This is a genomic window from Providencia sp. Marseille-Q8014, assembly GCF_965112055.1.
This window is the reverse complement of sequence record NZ_CBCOPT010000001.1, coordinates 3,426,205-3,443,450: the sequence shown is the minus strand read 5'-3', so window position 1 is coordinate 3,443,450 and position 17,246 is coordinate 3,426,205. Positions and strand designations below refer to the sequence as shown.

17 protein-coding genes and 1 pseudogene are annotated in these 17,246 nt (G+C 39.4%); 15 read left to right on the top strand and 3 right to left on the bottom strand.

The genetic code is table 11. The features are described from left to right. Positions 1-8 precede the first annotated feature (8 nt). Genes ACWPW6_RS15255 through ACWPW6_RS15245 form a run of 3 tightly spaced genes read left to right on the top strand, consistent with a single transcriptional unit; the run spans position 9 to position 1,441 of the window. Positions 9-605, top strand: coding sequence for an ATP-binding cassette domain-containing protein (locus tag ACWPW6_RS15255; RefSeq protein WP_163862927.1), 597 nt, complete (start codon positions 9-11; stop codon positions 603-605). A gap of 45 nt (positions 606-650) precedes the next feature. Then, complete coding sequence (gene crcB, locus ACWPW6_RS15250; RefSeq protein WP_154622752.1) at positions 651-1,031, top strand: fluoride efflux transporter CrcB; 381 nt, start codon at positions 651-653, stop codon at positions 1,029-1,031. A gap of 11 nt (positions 1,032-1,042) precedes the next feature. Next, positions 1,043-1,441: a CrcB family protein gene (locus ACWPW6_RS15245; RefSeq protein WP_196713603.1), complete on the top strand. Its 399-nt coding sequence runs from the start codon at positions 1,043-1,045 to the stop codon at positions 1,439-1,441. 1,537 nt (positions 1,442-2,978) lie between these two features. Here ACWPW6_RS15245 and ACWPW6_RS15240 read toward each other — a convergent pair. The 3 genes from ACWPW6_RS15240 to ACWPW6_RS15230 form a co-directional block, all read right to left on the bottom strand. Beyond that, positions 2,979-4,166, bottom strand: coding sequence for an MFS transporter (locus ACWPW6_RS15240; protein WP_196713602.1), 1,188 nt, complete (start codon positions 4,164-4,166; stop codon positions 2,979-2,981). Between the two features lie 218 nt (positions 4,167-4,384). Further along, the gene (locus tag ACWPW6_RS15235; protein ID WP_196713601.1) at positions 4,385-5,410 is read right to left on the bottom strand and encodes a tetratricopeptide repeat protein; all 1,026 of its coding nucleotides are present in this window, start codon (positions 5,408-5,410) and stop codon (positions 4,385-4,387) included. 14 nt (positions 5,411-5,424) lie between these two features. After that, on the bottom strand, positions 5,425-6,609 hold the full coding sequence (locus tag ACWPW6_RS15230; protein ID WP_154622579.1) for an FKBP-type peptidyl-prolyl cis-trans isomerase N-terminal domain-containing protein: 1,185 nt from the start codon (positions 6,607-6,609) through the stop codon (positions 5,425-5,427). Between the two features lie 658 nt (positions 6,610-7,267). Here ACWPW6_RS15230 and ACWPW6_RS15225 point away from each other — a divergent pair. The 12 genes and pseudogenes from ACWPW6_RS15225 to ACWPW6_RS15170 all read left to right on the top strand — a co-directional run bounded on the left by ACWPW6_RS15225 (position 7,268) and on the right by ACWPW6_RS15170 (position 16,994). Then, positions 7,268-7,627: a helix-turn-helix domain-containing protein gene (locus tag ACWPW6_RS15225; protein ID WP_196713600.1), complete on the top strand. Its 360-nt coding sequence runs from the start codon at positions 7,268-7,270 to the stop codon at positions 7,625-7,627. Positions 7,628-7,834: 207 nt separating this feature from the next. Then, entirely contained in the window at positions 7,835-8,359 is a 525-nt protein-coding gene (locus ACWPW6_RS15220) for a fimbrial protein (RefSeq protein WP_154622312.1), read from the top strand. Between the two features lie 61 nt (positions 8,360-8,420). Further along, positions 8,421-8,966: a fimbrial protein gene (locus tag ACWPW6_RS15215; protein ID WP_154622313.1), complete on the top strand. Its 546-nt coding sequence runs from the start codon at positions 8,421-8,423 to the stop codon at positions 8,964-8,966. 37 nt (positions 8,967-9,003) lie between these two features. Next, the gene (locus tag ACWPW6_RS15210; RefSeq protein WP_249999298.1) at positions 9,004-11,556 is read left to right on the top strand and encodes an outer membrane usher protein; all 2,553 of its coding nucleotides are present in this window, start codon (positions 9,004-9,006) and stop codon (positions 11,554-11,556) included. Positions 11,557-11,635: 79 nt separating this feature from the next. Beyond that, positions 11,636-12,376: a fimbria/pilus periplasmic chaperone gene (locus tag ACWPW6_RS15205; RefSeq protein WP_163862914.1), complete on the top strand. Its 741-nt coding sequence runs from the start codon at positions 11,636-11,638 to the stop codon at positions 12,374-12,376. 44 nt (positions 12,377-12,420) lie between these two features. Continuing rightward, a complete protein-coding gene (locus ACWPW6_RS15200; protein ID WP_249999297.1) occupies positions 12,421-13,053 on the top strand; it encodes a fimbrial protein in 633 nt (210 codons plus the stop codon). 49 nt (positions 13,054-13,102) lie between these two features. After that, positions 13,103-13,621, top strand: coding sequence for a fimbrial protein (locus tag ACWPW6_RS15195; RefSeq protein ID WP_249999295.1), 519 nt, complete (start codon positions 13,103-13,105; stop codon positions 13,619-13,621). Next, positions 13,621-14,151, top strand: coding sequence for a fimbrial protein (locus ACWPW6_RS15190; protein ID WP_249999293.1), 531 nt, complete (start codon positions 13,621-13,623; stop codon positions 14,149-14,151). Before ACWPW6_RS15195 ends, ACWPW6_RS15190 begins: the two co-directional genes overlap by 1 nt. A 10-nt stretch (positions 14,152-14,161) precedes the next feature. Next, positions 14,162-14,701, top strand: a complete 540-nt coding sequence (locus tag ACWPW6_RS15185; RefSeq protein ID WP_249999291.1) for a fimbrial protein — start codon at positions 14,162-14,164, stop codon at positions 14,699-14,701. Continuing rightward, positions 14,694-15,512 (top strand): reverse transcriptase domain-containing protein, encoded by an 819-nt coding sequence (locus tag ACWPW6_RS15180; RefSeq protein WP_249999289.1) that lies wholly within the window; start codon positions 14,694-14,696, stop codon positions 15,510-15,512. Before ACWPW6_RS15185 ends, ACWPW6_RS15180 begins: the two co-directional genes overlap by 8 nt. Before the next feature lie 10 nt (positions 15,513-15,522). Then, a pseudogene (locus ACWPW6_RS15175) lies at positions 15,523-15,906 on the top strand (IS3 family transposase); the annotation flags it as partial. Between the two features lie 86 nt (positions 15,907-15,992). Continuing rightward, positions 15,993-16,994, top strand: coding sequence for a hypothetical protein (locus ACWPW6_RS15170; protein ID WP_308227123.1), 1,002 nt, complete (start codon positions 15,993-15,995; stop codon positions 16,992-16,994). The last annotated feature ends 252 nt before the right edge of the window (positions 16,995-17,246 follow it).

Below are 17,246 nucleotides of genomic sequence, written 5' to 3'. Positions count from 1 at the left end.
GAGGGGGGATGTTAGAAGTAAAAAATATACGTATCACTCAGGGAGGGAATACACTATGGAGCGACCTTTCTTTTTGCTTACATAATAATGAGCGCTTAGGATTTTCTGCACCAAGTGGTTTTGGTAAAACCACGTTAGGTCGAGTATTAGCGCAATGGCAAGCGCCCTCTAATGGTTCAATTTTATTTGAAGGTAAGCCATTACCGGCAACAGGTTATTGTCCAATACAGTTGGTACCTCAACATCCAGAGAAAAGTTTTAATCCATACCGAACGGTTGGCTCGAGTGTCAATGATGCATGGGAACCAGTCGCGGAATATCTTGAACGTTTGTCAATTAAAGCAGAATGGTTAGAAAGACGCCCGAGTGAGCTTTCGGGTGGAGAACTTGCACGTATTGCGCTATTAAGAGCACTTGATCCCCGCACTAAAGTATTAATCGCCGATGAAATAACCGCGCAGCTTGATGCGCATTTGCAAAAAGATATTTGGCAATTTCTGATTGAATTATCACAAGAAAGGCCATTAGCAATGATTATTTTTAGTCATAATAAAATGTTATTAGAAAAGGTATGTACGTCAGTTTGGGAAATATCCTCTACTTGAAGTATGACAATGATATTTTAAATTAAATAAATTGGGGCACTCAATATGGTTGCTTTTGATATAGCGTTAGTCGGTGCTGGTGGTGGAATCGGTTCATTATTACGCTGGTGGATTGGGCGTTTAGTCGGTGAAAAATACCACGGTAAGTTTCCTTTATCGACATTCATTATTAATGTGTCAGGTGCTTTTATAATCGGTTTTTTAAGCAGTTATTTTTTGTTAGATTGGGATGACCGTTATGGCTCATTCTTACAATCAGCCATATTAACTGGCCTATTAGGCGGTTATACAACATTTAGTAGTATGCAGCTTGATGCGTTAAAGCTGACACAAACTAAACAAAAAATGTTAGCGTTGCTTTATTTATTACTGTCAATTATTGCGGGTCTGATTGCTGCGTTTTTTGGCGCATGGTTGATTAACTAAAGGATAAGAATATGAATATTGCAATCTTAGTTTTTATCGGTGGTGCTATTGGCGCAATTTTTCGCGAGCTATTAATGATTTCTGTACCGAAAATGGCAGACCAGTTCCCTTTAGATATCTTTATCGCCAATATTAGTGCTTCGTTTTTATTGGGTATTGTTGCAGGGCTACTCACCAGTAAACGCATTGGCCAATCAATGAATGCTTTTTTTGCCACAGGCGTGATGGGAGGGCTGTCTACATTTTCTAGTTTTGTGTACGGTGCAGTAGAGATAATAAAATATCCTCAATATGTATGGACTGGCGTCGTATATTTAATATTGAGTGTTGTCGTTGGATTTATGGTTATTTATTTCGGTTATATATTAGGTAGCAAACAATACAGAAACAGCCCTAATCATAGTGTTTGATTTTAGTATATGCTCGTCATACTTCAAATTTCAGCAATTTTGTTAAGGTGTAGTATTTCTAGCGACTGACTCAATGGTTAGGAATCTCAGTCAATACAGTGTGCATTAATGGGGATCTCTATATCTCCATTAAATTCAGGCTATTTTATTGTTGCCTAACCATGAGAAAAGAAAATTGATTAAACTATCATCTAAAAGCCAAATAATAGGCTCTCAGTTCCTAAATTGTGTTTTGCTAGTGGCACCTTTAGCTATTGGTATTTGAGTAAGGGATAATATTAGTTAAATGCATGGTTTGTTATATGGGCTAAGCGACTGTACTTGCCAGAGTAATCATTTTATCGTTATATAGAAAAATAATATTGAGATTATCATTTTTATTCTCGTAGCTTCTATAGCTATCCATTTCCTTTTCTTAAAAATCAATTTTTTAACTTTAGAGCCAATTTAAACATCAAATCTAACTTATAAACAATATAAGTTAGATTTAATTTTGCTGTTTATTTTTGATAAATGGTTCTATAAAAATTCACCAGTAATCTAAAAAAAATTGTGTTTTGGGTTTTAAATCTGTATTTTTATTGTTCTCTGGCTTTCTTTAATTTTTTATTATGTTTTTTTATAATTTTAATGTTGTAAATTTTGCTGGTTGAGTTTTTATTGGATTTTTCTACTGTTTTTTTATCTATTTTGTTGGGATTAGTCTTAAATGGCACTTTTTTATTTGCGTTAAGGCCTGCTTTTATTGCTTTTTTTATTATTTGATTTTGTTTAATGCATTGATTTTATTGGCTTTTGATTTTTTGTTTGATGTGTTTTTTAAATTTATATATTGAATTAGGCACCTTTTCAGTATTGAAATTTTGAAAGTGCTAGAATAATATTGAACACGAATTAGGTGTAACGACGATTTAAATATGTTGGTTAAATTTAGATTATACTCGCTGTATAAATAGCTTGTTCCTCCCAGGTTTAGCTTTAATAGCGATACTATATTCTTAAGTTTAATTTTTTGTCTATATTGCTATTTCTACAATCACAATTATTTATTAACTTTTGGTTACTGTATATTTGTGTTGTAGAAATGGTTTTTTTTTAGTGAAAATCTTTGTGCATTAAAATCTGTTATCTTGATGGTCTATCTATCGGTCATTAATCTGATGAGGACTTAAGGTAAATAATGTCATTTATTTTCTTTAAGTAAACGGTATCTAGCATCATATAATACTGAGTTACATTTAGGAAAACGAAATATTTTAATAGGTATAACCTATTAAAATAACCTGATATTCTCAGCTGAAGTATGATTTATCAAAAAGTTATTAAAGTACTTTATACGGCTGATAAAACTGAATATTCGTCTATCTCCTGACTAGCCGCATTCGTGATTTTGTGAGATTGATATTATATAGAGTCATCAGAGAATAGCTGTGTTCTCGATCTATTGAATATCTAATTTGGTATTTTATTCTTTATTATTAAGGACTTTGATATTTAGGAGGCTAATACCTAAGTCCTTATGTCATTTATTTAAATGTCATGGCTTTGAACGCACCATAAAATAAGCAGCTAAAACCAATGAACATAGAATACATAAGATAGCAAAACTGATAAATGGCATCATGTTTGTCGAGTTCGCTATTATATATCCACCAATAGCAGGCCCAATCGCCATCCCTCCACCAATGACTAAATTCATGTTGTTCATTAACCTACCGCTGGTATCTAGCTGAGATACCGCCCCCATAATAAATGGGAGTACAAATGTCCACGTGAATTTAAATAATAGCGCGGCTATGACAAATCGTACTACAGTCGGTGAGGCAATTAATAGAAGAACGCTTATCACTAATAGTGCATATCCTAGCAAAACTAATTTGCTGGTTTTAAAGCGGGTAGAAATAACAGCCGCGATAATTGCTCCAATCATGCCTAAAATCGTCGCAATTGCCAAAACTTGGCCATTTTCTTCAGCATTTAATCCACTGTTCTGACCAAATACGCCTATAAAGGTCCAAACTTGGCTCAAAAAAATATAAAAAATCAATACGGCTAAAATGGCGATCGCTTTATTCGCGAATGTACTTTTTAAATTGACGGGTGTTGATTGATGTTGCTCTTCGCTCATTATGACATTGGGAAATGCACGAATAAGAGGAAAAGAAAGGAGCATACAAGCCGCAAGTATAAAGTAAACAATACGTAGCCCGTATAGTTCAAATAAAGGTGGTAAAACAAGCAGTCCTATACTCCCTAATGCGAGTTGTCCAAGTACCCAAAAAGCATACATTCGGCTTGGGTTTTCTGTTTTGCCAGCGCTTGATATGCATAAGATCATCAGCGTTCCACCTGCAAATGATGCAATAAAACGAATAATCAGTAAAACGGTGTAGGTGGTTGCGAATGCAGAAATTAAGTTACCAATAATAAAAATGATTGCTGAGATAATCGCTATTTTTTGCCAGCTAATGCGGTTGATCCAATACCATGCGGGAATAGTGGCAAAGCTCATTGCACCTAGCTCTGCTGAAAATAAATAACCGATTTTGTCAGCAGATAAATGCCATTGTAAGCCCAGTTGTGCTGCAACAGCGGGAGCCGTCATTAGAATACCGGGTGCAATAGCGGAAAAAATAATAATCGCAAGCAATAAACTTAATGAGGATTTTAGAACAACGGTAGAAGGTGGAGCATTGACATCTTGTGTGTGCAGCGATTCGCTCATATTAGCACCTCGGTCAATAATGAATATTATTTTATGATATTTGTTAAATAAAGGTTAAATCACGGTCGATTTTAGTGTGAAATTACGGATAGTGACTATCATTCTAAAGAACGAATATTAGGATTTTATGGTGATATACGGAGTAGGTATAAGAAGTAAACGGAATCAATGTAGAAAGAGGGAGACCGTGAGCCCATTTAAACTCACGGCTATAGATTCTAAAAATGGGTAGAGCTTTGCCTTTCCAATTCTAAACAAGCTTTTTCTAAACCCCCCTTACAAGCCAGCTCAAAATAGTAGCGTGCGGCATAGGGTGAAGCATTTTCTACTTCACCTTTTTGCATTAACCACCCTAAATTATATTGTGCATAAGCATTACCTTGCTCTGCTGAGCGCATAAACCATTTTTGAGCTTTTTCAATTGAAGCAGGAATCCCATCACCTTGATAATAAATTAAGCCAAGGTTTAATTGTGCATCTTTATCACCTAACTCTGCGGCCTGAATAAAGTAGTTCAATGCTTTTTCTTTATCAGTGATCCCTGATTTACCTTCCCAATAAAACCACCCTAGGTTATTTAATGCATATGGATTATCTTGGTTTGCCGCTGCTTGATACCATTTTAATGCTTCACTGATATTCGGTTGCCCATCTGCACCATTTTCATATAACCAGCCTAGCATATTTTGTGCGGATGCATGCCCTTGCTCAGCGGCGGCTTTAAACCATTTCATGGCAGATTGTTGTGAGGTTTGATTGCTTTCATTTTCTTCCATATATAGCCAACCTAATTGGTGCTGTGCATCTGGGTCCCCTTGCTCAGCAGCAAGAGTCAGCCAATACAATGCTTGGCTACGTGATTTCTCGACTCCTTCCCCCTTTTCATAAATCAAACCTAATTGATATTGGGCGGGTAAGTTACCTTGTATAGCGGCTTCTTTAAACCAATGGACTGCTTCTGACCATGATTGTTCTACACCTAATCCTGATTCAAATAATGCGGCTAAATAAAGTTGGGCGTCTTGGTTACCATGTTCGGCGGCTTGTTTAAAATATTTGGCAGCCTGTGAGTAATTAGGGGGATCAGCGTTATAATAGGCTAGGCCTTCCATAAAGCTGTTTTTGGCATCAATAGAAGGTGACGCTGTTTCGGCTGATTGTGAACTTTCAGGAGAGGCATTATCACCACAACCTACAACCAAAACTGAAACTATTATAGAAAAAATTAAGATTGATATTCTCATAGCTATTTCTGATCTTAACGTGCTGTTGTCGGTTTTATATCGGCAATACGTAAGGTATACATAATGGATGCTCCAGGCGGTACTGCCGGTGGATAACCTTCATCACCATAGGCTAATTCAGGTGGGACAATAAAAGTGATTTCCCCATGATTTTGTAAATGCTTAATTGCTGATTGGAAGAGAGGAGGATAACTATCTAAAGGGAGTGTTAGCGATTTGTCTTGTAAATCCATGTCACTTACCACGGTACCATCTAATAATGACTCTTTTACAACAATACTAACGGTATCGTTTTCTTGAATTTTACCTTGCCCTACATAGTTAATTTTATAGGAATAGCCTAGCGGGTCAGAAACAACGCCTTTTTGTTTTGACCAATTAGATAAAAAGTTTTTTGCCAGTTTAGCTTGTTCTTCTTTTTTAGCATCACGATTTTTTGTGACTGCTGAATTAGAGGCAATTAATGCTGTCTGTAATTCGGTTGGTGAAAGTAAAGAGCGACCCTCAATAGCATCGGTAATACCGGCTAAATATGCTTTTTTATCCATATCTTGACCAAAAGATTGATTCTCTTTATGGATAGTCATTGCATCTTGGCCAATAGCAATACCGGCAGCATAAGCTTGTTTTAAAGCTTCACTGCCTTTTAATTTTTCAACCGCTATGGGTTGTTTGAGAGATAGCGCTTGTTCGATTGCTATTTTTTGTGCTTTTTCTGATTCTTCGAGTCTTTGACTTAATAATTTTATATTGTTGCTCAAATTGAGATTGTCATTTTTGGATTTATTTAGAGATTCTTCTATTTGAGACTGTAGTTTTTCTTGTTGTTGTAACTTTAGTTGCATATTTTGCTTGTTCAATAAAATTGATAAGTCATCATTAATTTTATTCATCTTAGCTTGTAATAGCTCTTTCTCTTGTTGTTGAATTCGTATTTTATACTGTCTCTCATTAATACTTAATGCCTGAATTTTCTGGTTGAGTATCTTCAGTTTTAGTTGAGGTAATTGAATTCCACTTTCTTCATCATCATAAGGTTGGTTCTCCTTAATACCGTTCAACCGTTTTTTTTCTTCATACTCATTAGCAAACTTTAATAACCCAGGAAGTTGATTTTCATTTGCTGATAGAGAATGTGAAAAGATAAAACTTGATGAGGTTATCGACAAATAAGCGATATAGTGAATGATTTTATTCATAATAAGATCTCGAAAATAAGTAAGCCACCTTCACTTAATGATGACTTTTCCAAAGTGGATTAGGTATTAATGATAATTTTTCTTAATTAAGAAGGATTCTATCAGAATATAAATAAAAAAATAAATGTTCAATAAAAATAAGTTTTCTATCTCATTTAATGTTGAATAATTAGTGTTATTAAAATTGTATTACAGATATTACAAAATATAATATCCAAAAAAGAAGGAAACATAAAAAGCAGGCTGTCATATAACTATTTGATTTTAATGTATTTGCTTTATTTTAATTATCGAAATAAAATTTTTTCACATTATCATACCTAGGTGTTATTACTTAATATCTGAAAAAGTGTAAATTTCAGAATTATTTATCTATTTAACAATCTTTTTGGGATTTTTTCAAGATAAAGCTCTGGGCTAATTTGTACCTTCTTAATAAGAATGTTGAATGTATCAGGGGAATGTGATTTTTTGTGCTCTGATTACTCGTTATTTGGATATTTAGCTTATATCAATAACTGCTTGATAGATATTGGCTTGTTTGATTTTATGTGGCAGGTAAAGTAAATTTATTTGCAACAAAGCGAGGCAATAAACATTTTCGTACAAGCGGGCTTTAATAAATGAAGTTAGTTGTATCAGGAATTGGGAGCCTAATATGATAGTGGAACAAGAAGTGTCAAAAAGTATTTTTATGACTGCGGTAGGAAAAGAGATATTTCGCTTAAGGAAGAAGCGAGGGTTGACGGGTAAACAGTTAGCTGAAAAATTAAATGTCTCTCAGCAGCAAATATCTCGGTATGAAAGAGGGGTCTGCAATATTAATGTTGATACACTCTTTGTTATTTTACATGAGTTAGATTGTAGTTTAAGTAATTTCTTCAGTTCGGTTTATCTTAATATTAATGATATGGAAAAGAATGTCAGTTCTCATTATATTAATTTATTTTTGCCTCCAGCTCCTTACTATAAAGGTGAGAATGCTCTGTCAGCAAAGATGAATAATTTAGTCGGCTAATGCTAACGTAGTCGATTAATATTTCACTGAAGAATATTGAGTTATTTAAAGTTTTAAATTTAACTGAGAATAAAGAAAATACTTTCTGTTCTCAGAAAGTATTCTATTTGTTTTTATTTATTAAAAATAAATACCATTAATTATTTAACCAAGTGAGCTTATTAATAGCTTGCTCTTTTTAGTGTTCATCGTAAAGGCGTAACCAATATGAAAAAGATTATTTTAGCAACCCTGATTTCTGGCGCAATGAGTGCATCGGCTTTAGCTGTTGATGCAGGCTCAGGTACTGTAACGTTTAACGGTTCAATCATCGAAGCACCTTGCTCAATCGCGCCAGGTGAAGAAAACCAGACTGTTGAGCTGGGCCAAGTTTCTAACGTCACTTTGGCTGCGGGTGGTGAATCTTCAGCGCAACCTTTCTCTATTAAATTGGAAGGTTGTAACTTGGAAAAAAATAACCAAGTAACTATCACTTTCGCGGGTACAGAAGCCGTTGATGGCGAAGCAGCAAACACGGGTTTACTGCAAATCACTGGTGATGCAGCGGGTGCAGCTGTCAAAATCATGAACTCTTCTAGCGCACAAATCAATGTTAACGCTGGTAGCACTCAAAACTATGTTCAAGGTAGCAACGAACTGAAATTCCAAGCTGCTCTGAAAGGCCTTGCTGGTGCAACTGTTATCCCAGGCAACTTCTCTGCGGTGACTAACTTTACTTTAGCATACAACTAATTTTTAAAAATTAAGGTATGTACGTCATGAAGTGCTTTTGCACTTCATGACTTATTCAGTAATGGAGGTGATCGTGAAGCGAACAGGACTGTTAAAGGCAGCACTATTGTCGGTTAGTGCATTAGGCGCAATGCCTGTACATGCGGCTCCAGGGGAACTTTGGGGTAAGGTGAGTATGCAAGGTAGCATCGTTGATACCGCTTGTGCCATTGATACAGGCTCTTATGAGCAATCTATTGATATGGGTATTTTACCAATTGGTTTGTTACGCCAAGTTGGGCATGGACCTATACAGCCTTTTTCGATCACCTTGATTGGTTGTCAATTAACTCCCCAAGATGGCGACAATTGGCAAACTTTTTCTGTCACTTTTGATGGTCCTGCAAATGGTGAATGGTTCAGCGTTTCAGGTGCAGCAAAAGGTGTCGCTCTATCATTGCAAGATGCGTCAGGACAGATAGTTAGACCTGGTTTAGCGACAGCAAAACAAGATATCAAACCCGGTAATTATATTCTTAATTATGGTTTAAGACTGGTATCAGATGAAACGCCGCTCCGTCCAGGCGAATACCAGACAGCGATTCGTTTTAAGCTCGACTACTACTAATAAAAATGCTGATTCTTCCTGATACTGAATTTTAGGGATGTTACTTATGTCTTTGTTCAATGCTTGTTTACCAAAGCCTCGCTTGTTGAGCGTGATTATTGCGATGGCGCTTCACGGGGTCGCTTTACCTGTTATAGCGGCAGAAGCTATTCAATTTAATACCGATGTATTAGACCTCGAAGACAAAAGTAACATTGATTTAAATCAGTTTGCGCGCGCTGGTCATATTATGCCAGGAACTTATTCATTAACACTGAAAGTGAATGATGAAACATTACCTGAAATCAGTGTGCCATTTTATGTTCCCGAGAATGATCCGGAAGGCAGTGTAGCCTGTTTAGCGCCTGAATATATTAATCAACTTGCTTTGACCTCTTCATCGCTAAAAGAGTTAACGTGGTGGCATGATGGGCAGTGTTTAAACCCTGAAAGTCTACCAGGCATGCAGATCCGCGGTGATCTCGCAACGTCATCACTGTATGTCAGTATTCCACAAGCCTATATGGAGTATACGGCACCTAATTGGGATCCTCCCTCGCGTTGGGATGATGGTATTCCAGCGATTCTGGCTGATTACAGTATCAATGCCAATGCAAATAACTCTTACCGTAAAGGTGGTAACAACAGTTATCAAGTGAATGGTAATGGCGTTGTGGGGATTAACGCAGGTGCATGGCGCTTGCGTGCAGATTGGCAAGGCCGTTTAAGCCATATGAACGGTAGAAATGCAAATACACAGAAAGATTTTCAATGGAACCGTTTCTATGCTTATCGCGCGGTGCCAACATTACGAGCTAAATTGACGCTGGGTGAAGATTATCTTGAATCGAATATGTTTGACAGCTTCCGTTTTACAGGGGCAAGTTTGCGTTCAGATAACAATATGATGCCACCAAGCTTACGTGGTTATGCACCGGAAGTGACAGGGATCGCTAAAACTAATGCCACAGTGACGGTAAGTCAGCAAGGCCGTGTGTTATATGAAACTCAAGTCGCACCGGGGCCATTTAGGATCCAAGACCTAAGTGACGCTATTAGCGGTAAGCTTGATGTCACGATTAAAGAAGAAGATGGTTCTGTACAAGAGTTTCAAGTCGATACGGCAAACCTACCGTATCTGACTCGTCCGGGGCAAATTCAGTATAAGTTAGCGCTGGGGCAGCCAACTAATTATGACCGCCATAGTCAAGGGAATAGCTTCTTAACGGGGGAATTCTCTTGGGGGGTTAATAACGGTTGGTCACTGTTTGGTGGGAGCTTAAATAGCCAAAACTATAATGCCTTATCAGCGGGTATTGGTCGTGACTTACTGGCCTTTGGTGCGGTGTCATTTGACGTGACACAATCATTTGCCCGTTTACCCGGTGAAAGCACCATTAGTGGTGGTTCATACCGTGTTAACTATTCAAAGCGTTTTGAACAGTACGATAGCCAAGTGCAGTTTGCGGGCTATCGCTTCTCTGAACGTGACTTTATGTCAATGTCAGATTACTTGAATGCGAAAGAAACCGGCGTACGTTATGGGGGAAGTAAGGAACTGTATACGATCTCCGTTAACAAAAACTTCCGCGACGCTGGTATCTCTTTGTATGCCAACTACAACCACCAAACTTATTGGGATCGTCCAAGCAACGACTATTATAGCGTGATGCTCTCGAAATACATGGATATCGGTTCGATTAAAAACATCAGTGTTAACTTATCGGCTAACCGCAGTGTGTACAACGGTGTCAATGATGACAGTGCCTACTTATCGCTGTCATTTCCTTGGGGAAATAGTGGGAGCGTCGGTTACTCACTAAATACCAGCCGTAATGATACCACTAACCGTGCTACCTATTATGACCGTATCGATGATCGTACTACTTATCAGGTCAGTGCGGGGAGTAGCCGTTACGGGGCTTCAACCAGTGCGTTTGTCAATCATCAAGCTGACAGTGCGCGTGTTAGTGCAAACGCCAGCTACCAACATGGTCAATATAGCTCATTTGGTTTGTCCGCTTCAGGTGGATTTACTATGACAGCTGAAGGGGGCGGGTTCCACCGTGTGAGCAACATGGGGGGAACACGCATGGTCGTTGATACCGACGGTGTTGCAGATGTTCCCGTTAAAGGTTTCGGTGCACCCGTTAGCTCGAACATGTTTGGTAAAGCCGTGGTCGGTGATGTGAACAGCTATTACCGCAGTAAAGCACAGATTGATTTGAACGCGTTGCCGGATGACGTGGATGCCCAGCAGTCCGTGGTACAAGCTACTATGACCGAAGGAGCGGTTGGCTTCCGCCGCTTTGAGGTGGTATCAGGTCAGAAAGCCATGACGATTCTAAGTTTGACTGATGGTTCACATCCACCGTTTGGTGCGCAGGTAAAAAATGCCAAAGACCAAAATACAGGCATTGTCGGGGATGCGGGTAGTGCTTATATCAGCGGTATAAATCCAGGGGATGTGATGACGGTGACATGGGGCGAAAATAAGGCCTGTAAAGTGACTTTCCCTGCACAGTTAGGCTCACTTGAACAAGCGCTGTTATTACCTTGTGTCCCTATTGTGGTTGCGAGTACTCAGCCTCAAGAAATTACGCAACGTTAAGTGTGATTAACAATCGGTTTTTAATGTAAATAGGTTGCTCGGAAGATTAACCGAGCAACAAAAAATAGGTTACTACAGCATGAAAAAGATAACTCAACTCAGTGTTGTTGCAAGTTTAACGGGTCTTGTTCTGTGTTCTTCGGTTGCACATGCAGCGGTATCAATGGATCGCACCCGCGTCATTTATGATGGCGGTCAAAAATCCATCTCATTAAATATTTCCAATAACAATAAGCAGTTGCCTTACTTGGCTCAAGGTTGGATGGAAAACGCAGAAGGCGAAAAAATCAACTCACCACTGGTGGTATTACCGCCTGTTCAACGCTTAGAGCCCGGTAAATCAAGCCAAGTCAAAATTGAAGCATTGCCAGCAGCCAATATGCTGCCTAATGACCGTGAGAGTTTGTTTTACTTTAACTTGCGTGAAATTCCACCCAAAAGCGATAAGCCGAACACATTGCAAATTGCTTTACAAACTCGAGTGAAGTTGTTTTATCGCCCAAAAGCCATTATTCCTGAGAAAAATGCCGCACCAGCGCAAGATAAACTCACTTTAGAAAAACAGGGTGAAACGGTGATGTTGAAGAACCCAACGCCTTACTACGTCACCATTATTAATGCTGGCGCAACCGCAAAATCCGACGCAAAAGATTTTACGCCAGTGATGGTTGCGCCTTTTGCGAGTGAAAATCTCGGGGTAAGTGCTAGTAAGCTGGGTAACTCACCGGTACTGACGTATATCAATGATTACGGTGGTCGTCCAGAGCTGAATTTCCGTTGTCAGGCATCAAGCTGTCAGGTTGTTACTGAAACAAAATAATCGATTATCTCAGGCCTGTCGGCATGAATGGAAAGGAGAGAACCATGACTCAACAAAAATTGACTCAGCATATTCGCAACAGCCTTTTAGCTTGCTTATTTGCAGGGGCAAGTAGCTTATCTGCATTTGCAGATGATAATAAGCGTGCTTTGTACCGTCCTGTCGATAATTGGAATACCGATGGTCAACATGGTGTGCTCTATGTGTCTGGTTCATTGACTGAAAGCCCATGCCGATTAGCAATGACTTCAAGTTATCAATCTGTCTTACTCGGCAACGCTGAAACGGCGGATTTTAAAGGCACGGGGGGGCAAGGGCGTCCAATTCCTTTTCAAATTGAGTTACTGGATTGTTTAGAAACACCAACGTCATTAGAAAATGTTCAAACAGGGCAAACGGCTTGGAGTTCAACGCAACCCGCAGTCAAAGTGCGTTTTTTAGCCCCCACGGTTCCGTTTATGCCGAACTATGCGCGAGTGAATGGCGCACAAGGCATAGGCTTAGTGCTTAGTGATAGCCAAGGTCAAACCTTGCCATTAGGTGAAGAAAGTAACCCTATATTGCTAGCTTCTGGACAAGATAAACTGACCTATTATGTGACCCCGGTCAGAACGACTGGGCCATTAGAACCGGGTGCGTATTCAGCATTGATCGCCTTTGAAATGATTTATGAGTAAGGGGCGGAAGATGAATTCTATCACAAAAAAAATAGTAGGCTACAGGCCAGTGAAATCATTACTTACAGCAATGATCTCGGGGGGATTATTGCTGGCGGGTGGGCAAAGTAGTGCTGAAATTTTTACTATCGAAGTGAAAATGACTGTTGTTGAAAAAACCTGTGATATTTATGGCAATGGGGGAAAAAATGGCCCTATTACGGTGACTTTCCCTGATTTAGTGATTAGGAATATTGATGGTATAGCATATGGCGCTACACCAATTGAATATCAATTAGATTGTGAAGATGCGGCAGATAACCCTGCGTTAAAAATCCAATTTATAGGTGCGGATGCTCAGTCGGTACCAAATAGTACCTTTAAGGAAGCAGGGAAATTAAAAACAACTGACAATAACCTAGCGATTAAAATAACGGCAAATGGTCAACAATTAAAATTAACGGATTGGTTTCCTTTTAATTATAAAACAAAGCCAACATTAATGGCGGTTCCTGTATCTAGTGATGCAGGGGGAATTCGTGGTGGTGAATTTACGGCTACTGGCACACTAAGCGTGGAGTATCAATAATGTTCATTCAGAGTTCTAAGAATAGGGTATTAGGATTACTTGGCGGTGTAGCATTATTGACATTTAGTACCGCGCAGGCGGTTGAAGTTAATTTTTCAGGAAATTTAATTGAAAATCCGCCTTGTGATGTCGCTGGCCCTGATGGCCCAAACCAACCAATTAAAATCGATTTTGGCGAAGTTGGTATTACTAAAATTGATGGTGTCAATTACCAACAAGATTTCACGTTAACGCTGACGTGTGGCCCTGAGTTAGGCAATGAAGTCCCGTTGTTTTTACAGTATATGAGTCCGTTGATTGCGTCCTATGACAATAAAGCACTTCGTACTAATGTTACTGGTTTAGGTATTCGCTTATATCATAACGGTGCCGTGATTGGCCCAGGTACAGGCTCAGCAATGAAAATGTCAAGTAATGGTACGGCCACATTACCGTTATATGCAGTGCCAGTACGTGATCCTAACCCATCTGTGGTTTTGCGGGAAGGTCCTTTTACAGCATCAGCCACTGTACAAATGCTATACCCTTAAGGAGATAACAATGAAAAAACATTCTGTTATTAGCACGTTATTGTTTGCTTTAACGGCGGCGTTATCTTCTGTGAGTTATGGCGACAGCAGTAATACGATTGAATATAGCGGCAGTTTAATTGCCTTGCCTTGCACAGTAGAGCCTGATGAGCAAAATGATTGGGTGAATTTTGGTCAGAATATCAATACTAAGGATCTTTATAATGGACTACGTATTGATAGAGAAATTGAATTTTATCTGAAAGATTGTGATACCTCATTAGGTAATAGTATCTCTGCCAAATTTACTGGTAATGCAACAACGGATGGTTTGCTCAATGTGGATGCTGGCAGTGATGCGTCTGGTGTGGTGATTGGTCTAGAAACCATGAGTGGTAAACCTCTACCCATTAATGGTAGCAAGGTTGAACCTGTTTATCCGATTAAAGATGGCGATATGACGGTGACATTGCGCAGCTATTTAATCGGCGATGCGCAAGCGATTGAAAATAAAACTTTGAAGCCCGGTTGGTTTAATGCCACGCTGACTTATACCTTGGTGTATGAATGATAAGTGGCGTCATAATTGGGTTTTAGCCTATCACTGGCTTTGCCAATGGCGACAACATTATCCTGCGAACGCAGACATTTGGCATTTACGTTTTAATTGGCTGGATGATGGGGAAAAGCTCTGGAACTTAGTTCGTTCTGGTCAGTATTGTTTAAAGCCAATGGAAGTGATTACGGCTTGGGATGGGCGGCGCACAGTACAATGGTGTGCAGAGGATGCATTAGTTCTTAAATGGTTAGCTTTATGCTTAACGCTATTATTACCGAAACACTCAGCTTGTCGTCACCTCAAAGGTCATGGTGGTGTACAGGGATCCATTTTGGCGACACAACAGGCGATAGCGGGTGGGGAATATCAATTTGTTTATCGTACCGATATTAAAGGCTATTACGAGCACTTTCCTAAAGAACATTTATGGAAGTGGCTAAACGGTTATACAACGTCGCCTGCGTTATTAAACCTATTGTACCAATATATTTATTACAGCGTAGAAGAGGGTGGTGAGTTTTTTTCGCCAGAACAAGGCATTTGCCGAGGTTGTGCTCTTAGCCCATTAATTGGGGGGAGCTATTTATTTACCTTAGATACGGCACTTAGCCAATGCCGAGGAATATTCTATGAACGCTATATGGATGATTTTTTATTGCTATCGCCAACGCGCTGGCCCTTAAGGCGTGCGATAGCTGAACTACAAAATGCTTTAGCACAGGATAATTTTACCTGTCATCCTGATAAAACCCAAATGGGTCGCATCGAAAAAGGGTTTGATTGGTTGGGAATGTGGTTTACGGAGAATGAAATAACGCGTTAACCGAGATCGTTGGCATATGTCATCCAAAATAGATACTGTCTTAATAAGCAAAGCGTTAATGATGGCCTATAACTTACGTTCGCCCTCAAAGGGTTGTGTGTTTCACAGTGACCGAGGAAGCCAATATACAAGTGGGCAATATCAAGCGTTACTGAAAAATGATGTGCGTTCAAGCCAAGGTGATATAGGTGCTTGCTGGGATAATGCGGTAGTTGAGCGTTTTTTTGGAAGCTTAAAACATGATTGGTTATTTAAAAAGCCACATGCGAATCGGTCAGAAATGAAACAAGACGTACTCGATTATCTTCGTTATTACAATTTAACGCGATTACACACGACAAATAATTATTTATCGCCTGTGGAGTACGAAAACTCCTTCAGAAAAGTGTCCTAATTTTGTTGTGCAGAACACTCCAGTTTTAGATTGGAAAAGTGTCAACCTTATTTAGGACGGGTCACTATTTAGAATAAAGGATTCGTATGAATTATTTGATTGTTTTTTCTATGATATTTTTTGCTACAAGTACCGCTTTTGCTAGTAACATGGTCGGATGGATGGGGAAAATCTCTCCAGAGGGGCCTGTCTACCGTTCCATTGGATACCAGGGGTGGGTAGGGGCTGAACCTCCTAACAATGGCTGCCATATGACGTCCAATGGTCTGTTCACCGTCACTCAGAATTCTGCGTGGATCCGTTGTCAGAAAGTTTCCTTCAGATCAGTTCCTGTCGCTCTCCCTGGGGATTTCGTAACATCAGCTCCATCAGGGGATTGCACATTTCGTTTGATAGTGTTCCCTGGACATCCCCAGGGAGCGTATCGTGGTTCTTACCCACGTGGTATGCAAGGTGGGGCATCCGTGCGTACCTTTACCGGGTGGGAACAAGAATACACGCGAACGTCTTCGCGATGCCGTGAAGATCTAGGATCTTATGGCGTGACATGGGCTTCTGGTGAATTCTATACTGGGATATTTGGCTTCCGTTACTATACAGAGGAAGATGCTCAGGAGGCTGCCCCCTATTATGAGGTCACTGAATATAGCGTTTCGCTCTGTTTTACGAGCTCTGTAGGCGAGCGGTGTACAAATGGGTCATCATCTTCTTTAACCCCTGACCCCGAACCACTTCCCGTATGCAGTATTAGCCCAGAGGCCGACACCATCGATTATGGAGTTCTAGGTGCCAATGATATAAATGGTGCTCTTAGAAGCCTATCTTTTAACTATACCTGCGACCAGACTGCAACCGTTTCTCTTTCGATACTCAATTCTGAGGGAACTGACGGCAGCGCAGTTATATCTTTAGATCCTAACATTAAATTACACGCTTGTTTTGGTAATCTACCTAACTGTAATAATAGCAGTTATAAAATGGAAGGAACTGTTGGCTCTGTTTTTTTACAAACTAAATTAGTTAGTAATGCTGGCATATCAGGGGGCGACTATTCCGCGCCTATCATTATTTTAGGTTCTTATATGTAAAGAAACCAAAAAGTGAAGTGATCCCATTCAATTGGACTTTTTAGTTATGAGTCCTTGTGCGGCTTGGTTATGAACTTAATTAGAACCAGGCCATTTTTGAATTGGCTTCGTCCAGCTACGTACTGATCCACCAATACAACACTTCGGTTATTTCGCTTCTGGACAATCATATTCATGGTACTTTTCTTATTTTGAAACCGCTATATCCCATCGTGATACTATTATGAGTGTCTTCCTCAGTGAACTATGCTC